Raw genomic sequence first — 19,638 nt, 5'->3', positions numbered from 1 at the left:
CCTTGATGTTCATGCATCCCGGCCGCACAGCAAAGATTTTTTCAGTGCGCCCGTAGCTCAGTTGGATAGAGTACCTGGCTACGAACTAGGTGGTCGGGAGTTCGAATCTCTCCGGGCGCACCATTTTTATTCTGCGAGACGGGGTGCTTGCGCCCCGTTTTGTTTTCAACCGGAATGTCGCGGTTTCCGGTGAAAACGATGATCGAGAAACACAAGGTGTGCTTCGATACGGATTGACTGGGCGAGGCGGCACCCGTAACATTTCAAGGCTCCGGTGGTGGCTTGGCCGGTGATTCGAAAGCGGGGTATAGCTCAGTCTGGTAGAGCGTTGCGTTTGGGACGCAAAAGTCGGGGGTTCGAATCCCTCTACCCCGACCAGCGAGACGTTCTACCTGCAGCGACTGCGCCTGTAGCTCAACCGGATAGAGCATCGGCCTTCTAAGCCGACGGTTGCAGGTTCGAGTCCTGTCTGGCGCACCAGTATCAGGTCGATGGTGGATGTAGCTCAGCTGGTTAGAGTCCCGGATTGTGATTCCGGTTGTCGTGGGTTCGAATCCCATCATCCACCCCAGTTTCAAACCCAGGTTTCCTGGGCCGTTAGCTCAGTTGGTAGAGCAGTTGACTCTTAATCAATTGGTCGAAGGTTCGAATCCTTCACGGCCCACCAATTAAAACAGGCACTTAGGTCACCTAAGTGCCTGTTGTTAATTGTTCGGGGCAGGTCATGGCTCCCCCATGGCTCCCCCTCACGGCCTCCACATGGCTTCCCATATGGCTTCCCGTGGCTCTTCATGGCTCCCCCGGGATTTCCCCTTGGCCCCCATGTCGCCTCTATGTCTCCCCCCGTTGGGCGTGTTGCTGTCCTGACCCTAGTCCAGGCGCATCCCTGCAGTTGCCAGGCATGTACGCGATGGGTCCCAGCGTGGCCCACGTAGCGACGGATGGTCCTGAACCATAGCTTCCGCTGGACTGTGGCCCTTCGCCCTAGTGGGGCCCTACAGGCGCCCGTTGGACATCTGGACCACGATCCGTCGATCCGTGGAGAGGCATCCATGGCGCGCATAGACGGTCTGGGATGACTTAAGGCTTACCTTGTGAATGACTACCTGCGCGAGCGCCTCAGGGCCGCACAGGACGAGGACGCGGCCGCTGACCAGGCCCGCCGGGGTTGCGTCTGAATTCTTCGTGGCGAGAGAAGCCACTCCGACCTCATCAGCACACCTAAACTCGGTGTCCGTGAAACCGGCAGCAGTCCACCGCGTCTCGATCCGACTGATGGTCGAACGCCCCTTCTTCAACTCGATAAGGAGCACATCTCTCAGACTGGCCAGATGATCCGTGCCGTTGAAGGTGGCGGCCCAGTCAGCGAGATTGGCGCATCCCTTAGGATCACCAGGTCTGGCTGCGTGTACCGGAGTGATTGCGTCACGCGACCAATCGGCCCCGACCAGTATGATCAGCCGAAGGCCGGCGTCGACCGGCAGAATCCTACCCTTAGCGGACTTTTCGGGCTACTCAAAATGGTAGTTTTTCGTCTTCGCAGTTCTGAAATTCTTGGTCTCTCGAAGGACTTTTCGGCGCGCTCCGAGCACGGAAATTTCATACATAAAATGAACTGACGCACACGGAGGGGTGTTTCGCGATGATGGAAATTCTAGGGGAAAACAGTAATTACTTTAAAATCAATGAGTTAATTTCTTATAAGTTGTCGCGCCCGACCACTTGGCCTGTTGCATCTACCCCAAAACTTCATCATCATGGCCGCCAGCGGGAACTAACCATAGGGGTTAGTTCGCCAAGGTTCGGCAAGGGAGCCAACCAGGATGGTTAGCTCCAACAACGTCATCGAGACCAAAGGTGCCGCGGAATTTGACCTTCAAAAGGTTCACGAGCACGCACGCGCGGAGGCGATCCATTTCGGCGATGGTCCCCGCCTCCTTCGTCACTTGGCGAGGATGGGCTTTCCGGTGGATGCAACCAACCCGGTCTGTGGTGTCCTTCTGACTCTCACCGTAGGGCACTTTCATCAGTGCGAGCGGTATGAAGGCAAGAGCCGGCACCTCTGGCATGACGTGTACCTACTGCCGAAGTTTCAGGCCCCAAATGGGGAGACGTACGACATGTATATCAAGATTCGCATGACGTCATCGCGGATGATGACGATTGTTTGCTCGTTCCATCCGGAGGGCTGGGAATGATGGACTCGAAACACATTTGCCCGATGTGCGAAGAAGGAACGCTTTCGGAGGTTACTTACTCCGACGTCCTCCAAATTCGTGGCGTTGATCGCCAGTTGGATGGCCTTGTTATGTCTGTCTGCTCCCACTGTGGGGAGGAGTCGATGACGGCTTCGCAGTTGAAAGCTAATGGCCGGACGATGGCTGCTGCGCGCGCACAGGCTATTGACGAAGAGCGCGCTAAGCAAGGTCTGTTGGTGAGCGGAGAAGTTCGCGCACTTCGAAAGAAGCTTGGGCTCACGCAGCAACAAGCTTCCCAAGTATTTGGGGGCGGTCCCAACGCTTTCTCCAAATACGAGCGCGGCGAAGTCCTACAAAGCGACCTAATGGACAAGCTATTGCGTCTGAGCGCAGAACTGCCTGTGGCGGCCAATTGGTTGTTCGCCAAGGCTGGTATGACAATTCTTGGCGCGAAAGAAACCGAGGCCGCTTCTGCGCGCAACGGTGTCTTTCTAGATTTTCAGGGTATGCGGAATCCGGCGTGCCAAGCTAGGGTACTAGAAGTAAATGATTCTTATTCGATAATAGATGTCTGGCACACAGTCCAGACAAATGAGCCCAGCCAAGGGGGCGCTAAGACGAAGCGCAACTTGCTGGTGCAGTCGGCCGGGATAGTTGAGCTGAAAGAGTCTCGCGAATGGGAAACATCAACGCCATTGCCAATGGCGGCGGGGTGGTCGTGATGCTCGATCCAGTTAAGTGTTTCAACCTGACAAATATTCGCCTTGCATACTCAACCTTTCGAACCATGCCGAATATCGGTGAGGTAACGATTGATGGTGACAGGTGCGTGATTCAATCGCGCCGCTGGGCTGAGCACGAGTTTGTCTCGCGCGAGCTTGCCGGCATGCAAACAAAATTTCTCATTGCGACAGTGCATCTTGGTATGCGTATTGTGGATGAAGAACAAGAAAAAGATTCTGAGTCCGGTGAGCCGGCCCAGAACGCCGAGCCTATCTACCTCATCGAGGCGGGATTCATCGCAGAATTTAAGGTAGTGTGCGAAGAATTTGACGCCGAGTCGCTGCAAGACTTCACATCGAATAATGCGCCGCATGTCGTATGGCCTTTTTGGCGCCAACACGTTTGCGCCACGTTGCAATCTGCCAGCCTGCCTGTCGTACAGGTGCCCTTGATGGCGAAGGTTCGAGATCCAAAGCCTGCAAAGACTCCATAAATCTTAGGTCTGAATTGGGCCGCAATTCGGTACGCATAGCCCAGTCGATCCATACTGGCAGCAAATGCCCCTGATCGGATCCTCAGACAAGAAATAGCAACGGCGCGGGACACCGCGCCGTTGCTATTTGTGGATACACTGAGGTTATGACCACAGCGGTCTGTAGGCGTTGCGCCAAGCAATCAATCACGATTTCGACGTCCCCCCGGTTTTGAGTAGCACGGCGGTTTGGAGTCCAATCCCCCATCCGAAGGAGATTGGACGTGAAGAAGCGATTTACCGAAGAACAGATCGTCGGCTTCTTGCGAGCGCATCAGGGCCGCACAGGATGAGGACGCGGCCGCTGACCAGGCCGCCAGGGTTGCGTCTGAATTCTTCGTGGCGAGAGAAGCCACTCCGGCCTCATCATCACACCTAAATTCGGTGTCCGCGAAACCGGCAGCAGTCCAACCAGAGGACGAGAGATGGTGGGTGTTGAACAGGACGAGGATATCCTTAGGGCAATCGCGTGGATCACGCACTGCGCTGGGGGCGGCCTCGAGGAGGGCCTGAGGCGTACGGCGCGGGCCTTGGAGCATTACCAGGCCAATTGCGGCCTGAAGGGTGGTAGATGGGTGCGGCGCGAACCGCTTTTGTTGCCCGCAGATCTGCCTGGTTCCTGGTTGGCGCAAACAGTGGCGTTCCTGACTGAGCGGACTGGCTACGACGCGCGCCTGGGTTCACGGATCCTTCCCCTGATCAAGGCCATCGGAGTGGTTCTTCCCGAGTTGGCGCGCGTTCCCGGCGCCAAGGAGCGCGTCCATCGCATGATGGCGGATCGCACACGCTCACCGGAGAGCGCGCTGTTCGAGCTGGCCACGGCTGGTCGATACCTTCGGGAGGGCATGGAAGTGGCATTCATCCCCGAGGGTCCAGGAAGGACGGCCGACCTGGCGGTCGGGATCGGTGCCGTTCGGATCCACGTGGAATGCAAACGTTTGCAATCCTCAAGCTATGAAAAGGCCGAGACGGCCGCCGCCGTCTGCGTGCTTTTCGATCCATGGGAGGAGTGGCTCAACTCCGAGAAGGTCAGTCTCTATATCGACGTGCAGTTCACAGTAGAGGCCGCCCGCGTTCCTCCGGACTATCTTGTGATGCATGCCAAGCGCGCGGTGCAATCTCACCTGACGTTACCGGACGGGTACCCGTGGAAAGACGAGTACGGCCAGGGCGTTGTGCGGCAGGCGAACCTCGACGCGGTCGCCCGAGATACTGAGGACTCCTCGATTTTGGTTGGGCCGAAGTTGGTTCGCCTCTTGACCGGCAAACGCCTGGATCCGGCAAAGTGCTTGCTGTCCTTGACGGCGCTTAGCCACCACGAAGACGACCCTCGCTATGTGTCCGACGTAACGATGGCATCGATCGTTCATTGGGAGTGCCTGGCGCCCCAATCAGTGGAAGCACGCGGCCGCTTCATCAAATCAAAGCTTGCGGACATTGATCGCCAAGTTGCTGCGGCGCCCCTTGCCATTACTCACATTGCGATGGACTCCGAACGTGATAGCGTGACAGCAGATTTGCGGCGTTCGCTCAACAAGCAAGCCGTAATGGAATATCTGGCGAACAGTCGACTTATGGAAGTAGAACTGCACTACTTCCTGTCGCGAGAGTTAGAGCATGCTCCGTGGACGATCGACGAAATGGTGGATACGTTCATGGCCGGTGATGCCACACCACTCCTGTCCGACCCGCGATTGCTTCCCGGTGAAGACATCGAGCCGGTTGCTCCGTGGCATATCCCAAACAATTGAGGAACTCGCGCGAATGCACTTCACCCGGTTGAGGCGCGGAGCAAGACTCCTTCGAGGAACGCGATGCGGTGCCTTCGGACAGAGTTGGGCGGAGGGTATTGCCGGACTCAATACTGACGGGCTATGTACTGCTCGATAAAGCTGTCTTCTGTCATCGCAGCAAGCACTTCCTGATCTTCTGAATCCACACTCGGCTTCGCAGGCATGTCGCCAAGGTCATAGACCGACAGTTCGATCCAGGAGCCGGTCTCGCTTTGCGCAGGGCTCATCGGGCCACGATTGAAAGGCCCCAGCGAACCCCAGGCGCCAGCGTCCCTCGTTGCTCGCACGCAGGCTTCCCGCGGATCCGCAGCGGGGCCGACGTACACGACAGAGTTGGTCGCGTCGCAGAGCACTCCGTAAGTCTTCATCCGGCACAACCCCTGGTCTAAATGTGTCGATGCTACCTTTGAACCCAACTACCCGAAGGAGTAAAAGAGGTCAGCGCACTGCCACCGGCCCCCGATGGTGTGGCCAACTCGCTATACCATCTTTTGCTACCACTATCCGGCTAGCATGTGTCGTCATACCTGCACGAGGCGGCGATAAGTGATCAAAGGAATCCACGATCTCAGCATGCATCAGTTCGCTAACGAGCTGAACAGCGTGGCGTCACACTCCGCACCGATTGAGCAGGTCAACCACCTCAAAGGTCGTGTCGAGCAGGTCGGCATCGTCCGCCAGGCGATTTATACCAAAGGGCAGCACGTCTTCATTTTCGGTGAACGCGGCGTCGGCAAGACATCACTGGCGAAAACAGCCGGTCTTGCGACGATCGAACACCAGAATTTCAAGCAATTCGGATGTAACTCGCAGTCGACCTTCGACTCCATTATCAGACCCGTGATAGAGACATTCGCGCCAAAGAAGCTGGCCGAAATACAGAAAAAGAGTGGACTCGGCTTTAACCACGTTTTCACCGCGAGCGCGAGCAAGCAGGAGACCTACTCCGCCCAAGCGCGTCTGGACGTGTCTTGGACAGCAGATGTTCTCGCATCGCTAGACAACGACCTAAAGAACACGATTCGAGTCGTCGTGATCGACGAGGTCGATAGGATCCAATCGAAGGAGGCGCTGCGGGACCTAGCCGAACTCGTGAAACTCCTAGGAGACAGAGGTGCCCTGATCACCTTCATTTTTACCGGCGTCGGTGCAGACCTTGACGAGATCCTAGGTGCGCACCAGTCCTCTTTTCGACAATTCGCGCAAGTGAAGCTCGAACGCATCGCTTATCAAGCGGCTTTGGACATCATCGACGACGTGCTCGAACGGTTCGGATTGAAATGGGACCAAGAGCCAACCAGGTCGGCCCGGTTCCGCGTGGCCAGCATCGCCAATGGATTCCCCTACTACGTTCACCTTGTGATCGCGAAGCTGCTCTACGCTATCTATGACGACAAGTCCGCGGAAGAGCCGACACTCGACCACCTCCGGTCGGCGATCACGGCAGCCGTGGCGGGGGCCCAAGCGGAAATCCGCAAGCCATACGATCAGGCCATCCGCGGCCGCAACGACGTCTACAAGCATGCGGTTTGGGCAGCAGCCGACTCATGGGATCTGGAGCGATCGACAAGTCACATCTACGGATCCTATCAAGGTCTCTGCAACCACCTGAACCTAACGCCGATTGATCAAACACGGTTCGTGCAGCGACTCAACACCTTGAAGCGTGACTCCCATGGACCGCTCCTGACCAAGGCGTTTCGGCCGGGGCAATACAAGTTTTGTGAAAACATCATCCGAGGATACGTGAGGCTATGCGCGTCAGCTGAAGGCATCGAACTCCAGGATCTAAGCCCCCAGGAGGCAACACCCATCGCCCACGCGACCGTCCGGCACCAGCGCTACATCGACCCTCGATCTCTTGGTGGCCGGCCTTCAACGCTCCGGCGTGGCTAGCAATCCCGGTAATGTCGCTCTTGGAGAACAGCTGTAAAAAGGGCCGGCGCAAGGCCGACCCCCAAGACTTACTTTTTACCACCACCCTTCGGAGCTGGCGGCGGCGTGCGGCCTGGACTCGGCGGGTTGTTGCCTCGTCCACCGCCGGAATCGCGACCTGTCTTGCTTGGGCCATTGGGTGGTGCGGGTCGATTGCTCATGAGTTCATCCCTGTTTGTGGTGCGGATTATTCCGCCCTTCCAGACTCGCGGATCGGAATGACCGAGAAGCGCCGAGAAAATGGCAAAATCGGGACCGGACACCCAACGGCGCACGACAATGGATCGGAACTGGTTCTTTAGCTCGATCGCGCGCGAGAGATGACGCCAACCGAGCGACGTTGCGGCGCCGCTTACCCCGGGGCAGCGGTGAGCTGGACCTTGATGGTCTCGCGCTTGGCTGCGGACACCTTACTTATAGGGGCGTTTTCGGACGTCGGAAGAGGGCTGGGAAGGAGCGCGACACGCGTATCTCGACCGCTGCTGTTCCATGGCTCCGGTATGGCTCCCCCCAGTTAGACATCTTGCCACCCCTTGGTCCTTTGAGTGGGATGGACAAATGGCGTGGTTGAGCCATTTGTCTCATTTGGGGCAGGGCGGGCGGACACCCACTGATGGGCTCTTTGCTCACTCTTAATCAATTGGTCGAAGGTTCGAATCCTTCACGGCCCACCAATTAAAACAGGCACTTAGGTTCCCTAAGTGCCTGTTGTTAATTGTTAGGGGACGATCATGTCTCCCCTATGTCTCCCCCCAAGTCCCCACCATGGCTTCCCACATGGCTTCCCACATGGCTTCCCGTGGCTCTTCATGTCTCCCCCGGGATTTCCCCCTGGCTCCCCCGTTGGGCGCTTCGCTAACCTGACCCGAGCCCAAGCGCGCCCCCTGCAGCTGCCAGGGACGCACGCGATGAGGGCCAAGGCGATCTGCCCGACCACCTTTGGCTGCGGCGCGACGATCTGCTGGGTTTCCGCACGGTGTGGCCGCTTGAGCTGAGTTCGAGCCCTTCGCCTTCGTTGAAGCGGTGGTGTCCAGCGTCGGTCAGCTGCGGCACCGCTCACGCGACCGCTCGCGGGTCGGAGCCTGGACCTGGTTCGCGTGTTGTTCACGGGAAGCCGCGGTCAGCAGACTGACCATCGAAAGGGTCGATTTTTCGGCGGCCAGGTCCACGGGCCTCTGACCGGCGTTGTCGCGGGCGTTGACGTCGGCACCAGCCTGGATGAGTTCGCGGGCGACGTCGAATTTGTTGTGGGAGGCTGCAGAGTGGAGGGGGGTGTTGCCGGCGTTGTCGCGCGCGTTGACGTCGGCGCCCGCGGCAATCAGGACCTTCGCCGCCTCGCTGGTGGCTTTGTGAAGCGGAGTGCGGTCGATGTCGTCGCGGGCGTGGATGTCGGCGCCGGCCTCGATCAGGAGCTGAGCCTTGTCGCTGTCAGCGTAATGGAGGGGGATGCAGCCGTAGGTGTCGCGAGCGTGGATGTCGGCGCCGGCCTGGATGAGGAGCTTGGCCATGTCGCTGTCGGCGTAATGGAGGGGGGTGTTACCGCCGTTGTTACGAGCGTGGATGTCGGCGCCGGCCTCGATCAGGAGCTGGGCCTTGTCGCTGTCGGTGTAATGGAGGGGAGTGTTGCCTTGGCTGTTGCGGATATTCACGTCGGCGCCGGCCTGGATGAGGAGCTTGGCCATGTCGCTGTCGGCGCGGTCGAGTGGAGTATCACCGAAGTCGTCGTGAGCATCGAGATTCGCGCCGGCGGTGATCAGGAGCTTTGCTGTGCCGATGTCAGCTTCGTGGAGAGGGGTGCGACCTTTCTCATCGCGGGCGTTGACATCGGCACCCGCGGCAATGAGGGCCCGGGTCGTCTCAAAATCAGCGTCGTGAAGGGTAATGTCAGTCATGGTGAAGGCTCCGGTGAGGACACCTCCAGCGTCCCAAAAAACCGCGAGTTGTCCAGCCCTCATGGCCAACTTTTTTCAGTGCTCGCATGCCGTCCAACGAAAGTATCGAGATAGGCAACTTTCATTGGACGAGCGGACGCCCAAAACGAAGCAAGCCGCCCGGAGCGGCTTGAGGATGTCGGGTTATCGGTCAACCGGTGTACATGCGGCGGGCCTATTCACTGGCCAGGTCATAAGTTGTCCGATCAGCGCGGCCTTCTGCATGACTTGTATACACAATACTGGAGCCTCGGCGAGTGGGTAGAACATCAGTTTGCCTACGACCTCATCCCCGAGATCGAGGTAGGTTGGGCGGGTGGTGTTCAACCAGACTTCGCGCGGCCGCAGCCAGTGAACCAGGCGGTGCCCGACATACCCCTCGGGGAACACCAGGCCGATTTCCTCACTCTTTACAAGCATCACCATCGTGTCGCCCGGTTGCTTGCTGGACTGTCGATACAACAACAGATCGTTGTAGCCCTCGAACCGCCGGTAGTTCTGGTGTCGCCAGGCCGGATGGGCAGGGAAAAAACGGAAATCGGCGAGATGGGGCAGGGTGGGGTCAGGCAGTGGATTGAACATCGCGAGGTGTTTCTTGAACAGCTCGGCGTCCACGATCCAAACCATTCGATCATAGAAAGCCTCGCGGCTGCGCATTTCTTCCAAGGGCATTTGTGAGTGCTGCAGCTCGATCACCAGTCCGCTTGGCAGCTTCACGTCGGCGATGTGCTTCTCGCCCGTCGAATCGAAATGGACTTGTTCGTGGCACTCTGGCGAAAACAGCGCCTTCCATGCACGGTGCCACGGTCCTTCGTTCTCCCACCACGGGTCGCACTGTTTGCGTCCCTTGTGCGCCCAGTGCCATAGGATCTGCTCGCCACACTTGGCCACCATCGCTTGGCCGCAGAACTGACAGGCACCCTTCAAGCCCGGCTCGGGCGTATGGCGCTCCCCTTCGACCAGCGCAAATTCCATGTTCTGACCTCCTGGTGTTGCCGCCGCGATAGCGAACTTAACCGCGCCACTTGAAAACATTGTGCGTTGAAATGGTCGTGACGGGATCCTTCGATTGCTCAGTGAGCGGGACCTTCACGGCCTCACGCTTGCCAGCGGATACCTTACTTATAGGGGCGTTTTCGGACATCGGAGGAGGGCCGGGAAGGAGCGCGACACGCGTATCTCGAACGCTGCTGTTTTGTGTCTCCGGTATGTCTCCCCCCAGTTGGACATCTTGCCACCTCTTGGCACTTTGAGCAGGATGGACAAATGGCGTGGTTGAGCCATTTGTCTCATTTTTGGCAGGGTGGGCGGCTCCCCGCCGATGGGCTCTTTGTTCACTCTTAATCAATTGGTCGAAGGTTCGAATCCTTCACGGCCCACCAATAAAAACAGGCACTTAGGCTACCTAAGTGCCTGTTGTTAATTGTTAGGGGACGATCATGTCTTCCCTAATGTCTCCCCCCCAAGGCCCCGCCATGGCTTCCCGTGGCTCTTCATGTCTCCCCCGGGATTTCCCCCCTGGCTCCCCCGTTGGGCGCTTCGCTAACCTGACCCGAGCCCAAGCGCGCCCCTGCAGCTGCCAGGGACGCACGCGATGGGTGCCAGCTTGGCCCACGTAGCGACGGATGGTCCTGAACCATGCTTCCGCTGGACTGTGGCCCTTCGCCCTAGTGGGGCGCCTACAGGCGCCCGTTGGACATCTGGACCACGATCCGTGGAGAGGCGCCCATGGCGCGCATAGACGGTCTGGGATGGCTTAAGGCTTACCCTGGGATGACTACCTGCGTGAGCGTCTCAGGGCCGCACAGGACGAGGACACGGCCGCTGACCAGGCCCGCCAGGGTTGCGTCTGAATTCTTCGTAGCGAACCCCAGCCACGGCTTTTGGGCACCGGTTCGCTGCTGCGCGGCAACCTGTGGGAGTGCACCGCCATGCCGGAAATCCGCACGGCGGCCAGCCGGCTTGCGCAGGCGCTGTCCGGGCTGGAGAGCACTGCAGATCTGAATTCCTCGACGCAAGGCTGACTCGATAACGGAAATATGACATTTGGACGTCCAAGCCGATACCTCATTACGATATATCCACATGCCAACTTGCGATTTCACAGCGCGCTTTACCCACCGCTAGCTTGATCGTTCCACTCGAAACGGGGAGACCAAGACGATGAACTTACGTACCGCGCTCGTGGCGCTTGTGGGCACACTGCTGACGACGTCCGTCCTGGCCAAGAACGTCACCTTGCTCAATGTGTCCTACGACCCGACCCGTGAGCTCTACAAGTCCGTAAACGCCGCGTTCGCTGCGCAATGGAAGGCCGAGCATGGCGACACCGTGACGATCCAGATGTCTCATGGCGGCTCGGGGAAGCAGGCGCGTTCCGTGGTGGACGGCCTCCCCGCCGACGTTGTGACCCTGGCACTGGCGTACGACATCGACGCCGTGGCTGATCACGGTCTGCTCGACAAGAATTGGCAGCAACGCCTGCCCGACAACGCTTCGCCGTACACCTCCACCATCGTGTTCCTCGTTCGCAAGGACAATCCGAAGGGCATCCACGACTGGAACGATCTCATCAAGCCAGGCGTGCAGGTGGTCACACCCAATCCGAAGACCTCGGGCGGCGCCCGCTGGAACTTCCTGGCCGCCTGGGGCTATGCGCTCAAACAGCCCGGTGGCAACGAGGCGAAGGCACGGGCTTTCGTCAAAACACTGTTCGAGCACGTGCCCGTGCTGGACACCGGTGCGCGCGGTGCGACCAACACGTTCGCCCAGCGCGGTATGGGTGACGTGCTCTTGGCGTGGGAGAACGAGGCTCTTCTCGCCAAGCGCGAACCAGGGGGCGACCAGTTCGAGATCGTGGTGCCCTCGATCAGCATCCTGGCCGAGCCGCCGGTGGCGGTAGTGGACAAGAACGTCGACGCGCATGGCACCCGTGCCGTTGCCGAGGCGTATCTGAAATTCCTGTATTCGCCACAGGCGCAGGAGATCGAGGCGCGCAACTTCTACCGTCCGCGTTCCCAGGCCATCGCCGCGAAGTACGCAGCCCAGTTCCCGAAGGTAAAGACGTTCACCCTGGCGGATGAGTTCGGCACCTGGCGCAAGGCACAAGCGACGTTCTTCGCGGACGGCGGTGTGTTCGACCAGATCGGGCCGGGCCACTGAGCATGCGCCGTCGCGTGCTTCCAGGTTTCGGTCTCAGCCTCGGGTACGCGTTGGCGTACCTGGGGCTGATCGTGCTGCTGCCCCTGGCCGCGTTGGTATGGAAGGCCAGCGGCATCGGTCTGCAGGGTATGGTGCATCTGCTCGCCGCTCCGCGCACGCTCGCTGCACTCAAGCTCAGCTTCGGGGGCGCGCTGGCGGCCGCGCTGATCAACGTGGTGGTCGGCTTGCTCGTTGGCTGGGCAATGGTGCGCTATCGATTCCCAGGGCGGCGCCTGCTGGATGCGCTGATCGACCTGCCGTTCGCCTTGCCCACCGCCGTTGCCGGCATTGCGCTGACCGCGCTCTATGCGCCGAACGGCTGGCTTGGGCGCTGGCTGGAGCCCCTGGGCATCAAGGTCGCCTACACCCCGTGGGGCGTACTTCTGGCCATGGTGTTCGTCGGGTTTCCGTTCGTGGTGCGCACGCTGGAGCCGGTGCTCCAGTCCCTGGAGCGTGATGTGGAGGAGGCTGCCGAAAGTCTGGGTGCGACGCGCTGGCAGACCTTTACGCGGGTGATCCTGCCGCTGCTGATACCAACGCTTCTCACCGGCTTTGCCCTGGCACTGGCGAGAGCGGTCGGCGAATACGGCTCGGTGATCTTCATCGCCGGAAACATTCCTATGCGCTCGGAAATTGTACCGCTGCTGATCGTGCAGAAACTCGAGGAATTCGACTACGCCGGCGCCGCTGCGCTGGGCGTGGTGATGCTGGCGTTTTCATTCCTGCTTTTGGTGCTGGTTGCGCTACTGCAGCGTTGGAGCCGGCGCTGGGCGGAGCGCGCCGCATGAATGCTCCGCGTCATAGCCCCCGGAGGGGCACAGGTCGTCGGCTCGGCCATGCGCTCATTATTGTGTCCGCAAGCCTATTTCTGGGCGTCTTCCTACTTCTGCCGCTTGCCTCGGTGTTCGTCGAGGCCTTTCGCCAAGGCGTGCACGCCTATCTGACCAGCCTGCACCAGCCAGAGGCGTTGGCAGCCATCCGGCTAACCCTGCTGGTGGCGGTGATCGCGGTGCCGCTCAACCTGGTGTTCGGCGTCGCCGCGGCCTGGGCGATGACCCGCTTCGAGTTCCGCGGCAAGGCGGCACTGGGCGCACTGATCGATTTGCCGTTCTCGGTCTCGCCGGTGATCTCGGGCCTGATCTATGTGCTGTTGTTCGGTGCTCAGGGCTGGTTTGGTCCGTGGCTGGTTGCACACGGCATTCGGGTGATCTTCGCCGTGCCGGGCCTGGTGCTGGCCACCGTGTTCATCACGCTACCCTTCGTGGCGCGCGAGCTGATTCCGCTGATGCAGGCGCAAGGCAGCGAGGAGGAAGAGGCCGCTCGCATCCTAGGTGCCAACGGGTGGCAGCTGTTCTTACGCGTGACATTGCCGAACATCCGTTGGGCACTGCTGTACGGCGTATTGCTCTGCAATGCCCGCGCGATGGGCGAGTTCGGCGCGGTATCGGTGGTCTCGGGTCATATCCGTGGCCTCACCACCACGCTGCCGCTGGAAGTGGAGATGCGCTACAACGAATACGACTATGTTGGTGCCTTCGCGGTCGCCTCTTTGCTGGCTCTGCTGGCCCTGCTCACCTTGGCCCTGAAGGCCCTGCTCGAATGGCGTTACCGGGGCGAACTCGCCGCGCATGCGCCGGGCGGCCACTGAGACCACGCCATGTCGCTAGTCATCGATAACCTCAGCCGCCGCTTTGCCGATTTCGCCGCACTCGACGACGTCAGCCTGCACCTGGCGCCCGGGGAATTTCTGGCCCTGCTCGGTCCATCCGGCTCGGGCAAGACCACACTCCTTCGCATCCTTGCCGGCCTCGACTATCCGGATGAGGGCAATGTGCGCCAGGGGAATCGCGACTTTCTGGCGGCAGGAGCCCGCGATCGCAATGTCGGGCTGGTATTCCAGCATTACGCGCTGTTCCGTCACTTGACTGTGCGTGAAAATGTCGCCTTCGGCCTTCGGGTCAGGCCGCGCTGTACACGGCCGTCCAAGGCGCAGATCCGTGAACGCGTGGAGCGCCTGCTCAAACGCGTCCAGCTCGAGGATTTCGGCGATCGCTACCCCACCCAGCTCTCGGGTGGCCAGCGCCAACGGGTCGCTCTGGCGCGGGCCTTGGCCGTGGAGCCCGAACTGCTCTTGCTGGATGAGCCGTTCGGTGCGCTGGACGCGCAGGTTCGCGTGGCGCTCCGCCGCTGGTTGCGCGAATTGCACGAGGAACTGGGTCTCACTACGGTGTTCGTCACCCATGATCAGGAAGAGGCGCTGGAGCTGGCCGACCGCATCGCTGTAATGAATCGGGGACGCATCGAACAAGTCGGGACGCCGCAGGCCATCTATCAGGACCCGGCCACCCCTTTCGTGTGCGAGTTCATCGGACGGACCAATCGCATCCCGCTGAATCGCGTCCGCGAGGGTTGGGCTGCCGGTGACTGGCCGTTGGCGATGGATCCCTGGGGCGGGCGTTATCAGCACGCAGTGGCTTACGTGCGGCCGGAGCATCTGGTTTTGGTCGTGCCGGAGGGGCAACCGGCATGGAGCGCGCGGTTGCGGCACGTCTATCCAGCGGGAAGCGTGACCCACCTCGATCTGCAGGTTGCCGAGATCGATCTCAGCCTGGAGGTCGACGTCGCCAGCGAAGACATTGCTCGTTGGGGCTGGCAATCCGGCGCCATCTTGCGTGTCGCACCCCAGCAACTGGTTGCGTTTCCGATCGAGAGCGACGCGGGCACCACGGTAGTCCGCGATCGCTGGACCTGGCGCCCACCCGACCTCTGTTGAAGCGCAAGACCTCCCCATGAACCGCGATCCGGCCAAGCGCCGGATCGCGCGGGACGGCGTGCGCCTGCGTCGGCCCGTCGACGGCTGCAGCTTCACGCTGCGGCGTGGCAGGCGCCACCAGAAAAGGGAAACCCCATGAAAAAGACGACACTGATGGCCGCCTTGGCGATGGCGATCCCGGCCGTGGCAAACGCTACCGGCGCTGCGGCGGGCAGCCACGACTTCACGGGCAACTGGCCGACTCACTATGTGTTCGACGATGGCACCGATCTGGGCCTCACGCTCAAGTATCAGTACGACGTCGATCGCTTCTCCATGGTGTCACGCACGATCCAGTCCTTAACGTGCGACGGTGTGGGCTCGGCGATCAGTCGGTGGCCGTCCCACTGGATGGACGAAGTCGAGGCTCTTTACCAGGGTAGCGGTGAGCTGGACCTTGATGATCTCGCGCTTGGCTGCGGACACCTTACTTATGGGGGCGTTTTCGGACATCGGAGGAGGGCCGGGAAGGAGCGCGACGCGCATATCTCGACCGCTGCTGTTTTGTGTCTCCGGTATGTCTCCCCCCAGTTAGACATCTTGCCACCCCTTGGCCCTTTGAGCAGGGTGGCAAAATGGCTCTGTTGAGCCATTTGTCTCATTTGGGGCAGGGCGGGCGGACACCCACTGATGGGCTCTTTGCTCACTCTTAATCAATTGGTCGAAGGTTCGAATCCTTCACGGCCCACCAATCCAGAACGCCGATCGCCTGCGATCGGCGTTTTGCTTTCCGCGGTGCGAAGGCTTCGCATCGGCACACTGGCGCCGTTACTGTGCTTGTGCAGAGGGCTGGTGCAACCGTAGAATGGTCCGCTTTCGTATAAGGGAATCATCGACTTAGGCGAGCGTAGCGGTGGGGCGCCTACAGGGTGCCCCGGCAGGCGACAATCGGTTTCAGAATCCGATGGTTACGCGCGTCTGGCGAGGGTGGCAAGGCGAGAGTGGCGGAATTGGTAGACGCACCAGATTTAGGTTCTGGCGGTTAACCCCGTGGGGGTTCGAGTCCCCCCTTTCGCACCATGCCCCGCTGATTCCTTGGTTTTTCTGGCGGCACGACCGCCCTGGCGCCGACGACAGGCCCACAACATCAGGTAGTACCAGGAGACGTCATGCAGGTTTCGGTTGAGAACATCGGCACGCTCGAGCGCAAGCTCACGGTGAAATTTCCCGCGGAGCGGTTCGAGACGCAGGTGAGCGCACGCATCGCGGAGATGGGCCGCACGGTGCGCCTGAAGGGTTTCCGTCCGGGCAAGGTGCCGACCACGGTGATCAAGCAGCGTTTCGGCGACCAGGTGCGTGGCGAGGTGTTGTCCGAGCTGATCGGCAGCACGCTGCGCGAGGCGGTGCAGCAGGAGAAGCTACAACCGGTCGCGAATCCGGCCATCGACACCACCGGCAAGCCGGAGAACGGCGAGATCGCCTATACCGCGACGTTCGAGATCATGCCGGAGTTCCCCGCGATCGATGTCGCCGGCCTCGAGATCACCCGCCCGGTGGCGGTGGTGACCGACGCCGACATCGACAAGATGCTGGAGACCTTGCGCCAGCAGCGTCGCAGCTTCGACGAGGTGGATCGGGCCTCGGCCGAAGGGGACTTCGTGATGTTCGAATACTCGGCCGAAGCCGGCGACTACCGTTTCCCGGCCGAAGGCCTGGAGCGTGCCGGCAGCGTGCTGGGTTCGGGCACCCTGTTCAAGGCGCTGGACGAGGCGCTGATCGGCCGCAAGGCCGGCGATGCATTCGAAACCGCGATTGACTTCCCGGGTGACTTCCGCAACGCGGAGTTGGCCGGCAGGACCGCCAAGGTCAGCTTCAGCATCCTGAAAGTGCAGGAGCCGAAGCTGCCCTCCGTCGACGCCGAGTTCGCCAAGTTGTTCGGCATTGCCGACGGCGACCTGGAGACGTTCCGCAAGGAAGTCCGTGCGAACCTGGAACGCGAACTGAAGGCAGCGCTGATGGCACGCCTGAAGTCCGAGGTGGCGGAGAAGCTGGCCACGGCGCACGCGGGGTTGGACGTGCCGAAACTGATGGTGCAGTCCGAGGCGCGCAACATGGCCGCCGGCAGCGCGCCGCAGGGCCAGCAGCCGCCACCGCAGCTGATCGAGGCCGTCATGCCGATCGCGCGCCAGCGCGTGATCGCCGGCCTGCTGATGGGCGAGATCGCGCGCAAGCAGGAGATCAAGATCGACCGCAAGCGCGTGGCCGAGCAGCTGGCGGCGATCGCCTCCACCTACGAGGAGCCGGAGAAGGTCATTGAACTCTACAACGGCGACCCCCAATTGATGTCAGGGCTGCAGAACCGCGTGATGGAAGACCAGGTGGCCGAGTGGGTGGCCGAGCACGCCAACACCACCCAACTGGACCTGAGCTTCGACGACGTGATGCGCCCAGCCAACGCCTGAGCAATCGGGCCCATCGAGCGGAGAGCTGCAAATATGGCCATGGATCCGATCCAGAACCTCAATTTGGTACCGATGGTCGTCGAGCAGACCGCTCGCGGCGAGCGCTCCTACGACATCTACTCGCGGCTGCTGAAGGAGCGGGTGGTTTTCCTGGTGGGCGAGGTCAACGACCAGGTCGCCAACCTGATCGTCGCGCAGATGCTGTTCCTGGAGTCGGAGAACCCGGACAAGGACATCAACTTCTACATCAACAGCCCGGGCGGTGCGGTCACGGCCGGTCTGGCGATCTACGACACCATGCAGTTCATCAAGCCGAACGTCAGCACGATGTGCATCGGCCAGGCCTGCAGCATGGGCTCGTTCCTGTTGATGGCCGGCGCCAAGGGCAAGCGTTTCGCCCTGCCGAACTCGCGCGTGATGATCCATCAGCCTTCCGGCGGCGCGCAGGGCCAGGCCACCGACATCGAGATCCAGGCCCGCGAGATCCTGTATATCCGCGAGCGCCTGAACAAGCTGTATGTCCAGCACACCGGCCAGACGCTGGAGAAGATCGAGGCGGACATGGAGCGCGACCGCTTCATGAGCGCCGCCGACGCCAAGGCCTACGGCCTGATCGACGAGGTGCTCGACAAGCGTGCCGGAGAAACGGTGAAATCGGCCTGATTTCCAGGTTTTAACCCAAGGTCGCGGGATGGGCTCTGCGTCTGCCTGCAGACGCGGGGCCCTGTGCTATTCTCGCGGCGCATTCAGATTTACCAGCGGGATCGAGAGTATGAGCGACGACCGGCAGGGGCGTTCCAGCGACAGCGGCAAGATTCTCTATTGCTCGTTCTGCGGCAAGAGCCAGCATGAAGTGCGCAAGCTGATCGCGGGTCCGTCCGTGTTCATCTGCGACGAATGCGTGGAGCTGTGCAACGACATCATCCGCGAGGAGCTGGAGGAAAAGGCGGCTTCCGGCCGTACGCAGCTGCCCAAGCCCAAGGAGATCCGCGAATCGCTGGATCAGTACGTGGTCGGCCAGACCCGCGCCAAGAAGGCGCTGGCGGTGGCGGTGTACAACCACTACAAGCGGATCGAGTCGCGCCAGAAGAGCGATGACATCGAACTGGGCAAGTCCAACATTCTGCTGATCGGCCCCACTGGCTCGGGCAAGACGTTGCTGGCTGAGACGCTGGCGCGCCTGCTCAACGTTCCATTCACCATCGCCGACGCCACCACGCTGACCGAAGCCGGCTACGTGGGTGAGGACGTCGAGAACATTATCCAGAAGCTGCTGCAGAAGTGTGACTACGATGTCGAGAAGGCGCAGTCGGGCATTGTCTACATCGACGAGATCGACAAGATCTCGCGCAAGAGCGAGAACCCGTCGATCACCCGCGACGTATCCGGCGAAGGCGTGCAGCAGGCGTTGCTGAAGCTGATCGAGGGCACGCTGGCCTCGGTGCCGCCGCAGGGCGGGCGTAAGCATCCGCAGCAGGAATTCCTGCAGGTCGACACCAAGAACATCCTGTTCATCTGCGGCGGCGCGTTCGCCGGGCTGGAAAAGGTCATCCAGCAGCGTTCCGAGAACACCAGCATCGGTTTCTCGGCCGAGGTGCGCAGCAAGGAACGCACCGAGAACCTGGGCAAGGTGCTGGCCGACGTGGAGCCGGCCGACCTGGTGCGCTTCGGCCTGATCCCGGAGTTCGTCGGACGCCTGCCGGTGGTGGCCACGCTGGACGAGCTGGACGAGGCGGCGCTGGTGAAGATCCTCACCGAGCCGAAGAATGCGGTCACCAAGCAGTTCAAGCGGCTGTTCGAGATGGAGGAGGTGGAGCTGGAGTTCCGCCCCGAGGCGCTGCAGGCGATCGCCCGCAAGGCGCTCAAGCGCAAGACCGGCGCGCGCGGCCTGCGCACCATCCTGGAACAGGTGCTGCTGGACACGATGTACGAGCTGCCTTCGCTGGAGCACGTCAGCAAGGTGGTGGTGGACGACGCGGTGATCGAGGGCCAGGCCGAGCCCTACCTGATCTATCGTGGCAACCTGCAGCAACGGGTTGCGAGTGACGGTGGCGGCGCCGCCTGATTTCCTGCCTCGGCGGTGCTGACGACGGCTCCGGCGGTTTCGCCGG

General features: G+C 60.8%; 17 protein-coding genes and 6 tRNA genes. 20 read left to right on the top strand and 3 right to left on the bottom strand.

The genetic code is table 11. The annotated features are described in order from the left end of the window. Positions 1-46: 46 nt before the first annotated feature. The 9 genes from AC3WTD_RS11225 (at position 47) to AC3WTD_RS11185 (ending at position 5,204) form a co-directional block, all read left to right on the top strand. Positions 47-123, top strand: a tRNA-Arg gene (locus tag AC3WTD_RS11225). Between the two features lie 178 nt (positions 124-301). Next, a tRNA-Pro gene (locus tag AC3WTD_RS11220) sits at positions 302-378 on the top strand. Positions 379-403: 25 nt separating this feature from the next. Next, positions 404-480 (top strand) — tRNA-Arg (locus AC3WTD_RS11215). 14 nt (positions 481-494) lie between these two features. Then, positions 495-571, top strand: a tRNA-His gene (locus AC3WTD_RS11210). Between the two features lie 20 nt (positions 572-591). After that, positions 592-667, top strand: a tRNA-Lys gene (locus AC3WTD_RS11205). 1,156 nt (positions 668-1,823) lie between these two features. Next, complete coding sequence (locus tag AC3WTD_RS11200) at positions 1,824-2,198, top strand: hypothetical protein (RefSeq protein ID WP_492613843.1); 375 nt, start codon at positions 1,824-1,826, stop codon at positions 2,196-2,198. Next, entirely contained in the window at positions 2,195-2,920 is a 726-nt protein-coding gene (locus tag AC3WTD_RS11195) for a type II toxin-antitoxin system MqsA family antitoxin (RefSeq protein WP_492613842.1), read from the top strand. The genes AC3WTD_RS11200 and AC3WTD_RS11195 overlap by 4 nt, the downstream gene beginning before the upstream one ends. Next, positions 2,875-3,414: a hypothetical protein gene (locus tag AC3WTD_RS11190; protein ID WP_492613841.1), complete on the top strand. Its 540-nt coding sequence runs from the start codon at positions 2,875-2,877 to the stop codon at positions 3,412-3,414. The genes AC3WTD_RS11195 and AC3WTD_RS11190 overlap by 46 nt, the downstream gene beginning before the upstream one ends. 464 nt (positions 3,415-3,878) lie before the next feature. Beyond that, a complete protein-coding gene (locus AC3WTD_RS11185) occupies positions 3,879-5,204 on the top strand; it encodes a hypothetical protein (protein ID WP_492613840.1) in 1,326 nt (441 codons plus the stop codon). A gap of 107 nt (positions 5,205-5,311) precedes the next feature. Here the strand turns inward: AC3WTD_RS11185 and AC3WTD_RS11180 are convergent, their stop codons facing one another. Then, on the bottom strand, positions 5,312-5,473 hold the full coding sequence (locus tag AC3WTD_RS11180; protein ID WP_492613839.1) for a hypothetical protein: 162 nt from the start codon (positions 5,471-5,473) through the stop codon (positions 5,312-5,314). 346 nt (positions 5,474-5,819) lie between these two features. On the opposite strand from AC3WTD_RS11180, the gene AC3WTD_RS11175 reads away from it, so the two are divergent. Then, positions 5,820-7,142, top strand: coding sequence for an AAA family ATPase (locus AC3WTD_RS11175; RefSeq protein ID WP_492613838.1), 1,323 nt, complete (start codon positions 5,820-5,822; stop codon positions 7,140-7,142). A gap of 1,079 nt (positions 7,143-8,221) precedes the next feature. Here the strand turns inward: AC3WTD_RS11175 and AC3WTD_RS11170 are convergent. Continuing rightward, complete coding sequence (locus AC3WTD_RS11170; protein ID WP_492613837.1) at positions 8,222-9,073, bottom strand: ankyrin repeat domain-containing protein; 852 nt, start codon at positions 9,071-9,073, stop codon at positions 8,222-8,224. A gap of 183 nt (positions 9,074-9,256) precedes the next feature. Further along, a complete protein-coding gene (locus tag AC3WTD_RS11165) occupies positions 9,257-10,087 on the bottom strand; it encodes a competence protein CoiA (RefSeq protein ID WP_492613836.1) in 831 nt (276 codons plus the stop codon). Between the two features lie 908 nt (positions 10,088-10,995). Between AC3WTD_RS11165 and AC3WTD_RS11160 the strand changes: the two genes are divergently transcribed. The 10 genes from AC3WTD_RS11160 (at position 10,996) to clpX (ending at position 19,592) form a co-directional block, all read left to right on the top strand. Then, positions 10,996-11,136 carry a hypothetical protein gene (locus AC3WTD_RS11160; protein WP_185754618.1) on the top strand — a complete coding sequence of 47 codons (141 nt, stop codon included), beginning with the start codon at positions 10,996-10,998 and terminating at the stop codon, positions 11,134-11,136. Between the two features lie 139 nt (positions 11,137-11,275). Next, on the top strand, positions 11,276-12,274 hold the full coding sequence (locus tag AC3WTD_RS11155) for a sulfate ABC transporter substrate-binding protein (protein WP_492613835.1): 999 nt from the start codon (positions 11,276-11,278) through the stop codon (positions 12,272-12,274). Positions 12,275-12,276: 2 nt separating this feature from the next. After that, a complete protein-coding gene (cysT, locus tag AC3WTD_RS11150) occupies positions 12,277-13,101 on the top strand; it encodes a sulfate ABC transporter permease subunit CysT (protein ID WP_492613834.1) in 825 nt (274 codons plus the stop codon). Continuing rightward, positions 13,098-13,961, top strand: coding sequence for a sulfate ABC transporter permease subunit CysW (gene cysW / locus AC3WTD_RS11145; protein WP_492613833.1), 864 nt, complete (start codon positions 13,098-13,100; stop codon positions 13,959-13,961). Before cysT ends, cysW begins: the two co-directional genes overlap by 4 nt. Before the next feature lie 9 nt (positions 13,962-13,970). Continuing rightward, entirely contained in the window at positions 13,971-15,086 is a 1,116-nt protein-coding gene (locus AC3WTD_RS11140; protein WP_492613832.1) for a sulfate/molybdate ABC transporter ATP-binding protein, read from the top strand. Positions 15,087-15,221: 135 nt separating this feature from the next. Continuing rightward, positions 15,222-15,713 (top strand): hypothetical protein, encoded by a 492-nt coding sequence (locus AC3WTD_RS11135; RefSeq protein WP_185754619.1) that lies wholly within the window; start codon positions 15,222-15,224, stop codon positions 15,711-15,713. 347 nt (positions 15,714-16,060) lie between these two features. After that, a tRNA-Leu gene (locus AC3WTD_RS11130) sits at positions 16,061-16,145 on the top strand. 89 nt (positions 16,146-16,234) lie between these two features. Then, positions 16,235-17,527, top strand: a complete 1,293-nt coding sequence (tig, locus tag AC3WTD_RS11125; RefSeq protein WP_492613831.1) for a trigger factor — start codon at positions 16,235-16,237, stop codon at positions 17,525-17,527. A 33-nt stretch (positions 17,528-17,560) separates the two neighbouring features. Continuing rightward, a complete protein-coding gene (clpP, locus tag AC3WTD_RS11120) occupies positions 17,561-18,190 on the top strand; it encodes an ATP-dependent Clp endopeptidase proteolytic subunit ClpP (RefSeq protein WP_008434771.1) in 630 nt (209 codons plus the stop codon). Positions 18,191-18,299: 109 nt separating this feature from the next. Further along, positions 18,300-19,592 carry an ATP-dependent Clp protease ATP-binding subunit ClpX gene (gene clpX, locus AC3WTD_RS11115; protein ID WP_027492330.1) on the top strand — a complete coding sequence of 431 codons (1,293 nt, stop codon included), beginning with the start codon at positions 18,300-18,302 and terminating at the stop codon, positions 19,590-19,592. The last annotated feature ends 46 nt before the right edge of the window (positions 19,593-19,638 follow it).

The sequence above is a fragment of the Rhodanobacter sp. FW106-PBR-R2A-1-15 genome (genome assembly GCF_058789735.1).
The sequence above is the reverse complement of the archived record's forward strand: the minus strand, read 5'-3'. Positions and strand labels throughout refer to the sequence as shown.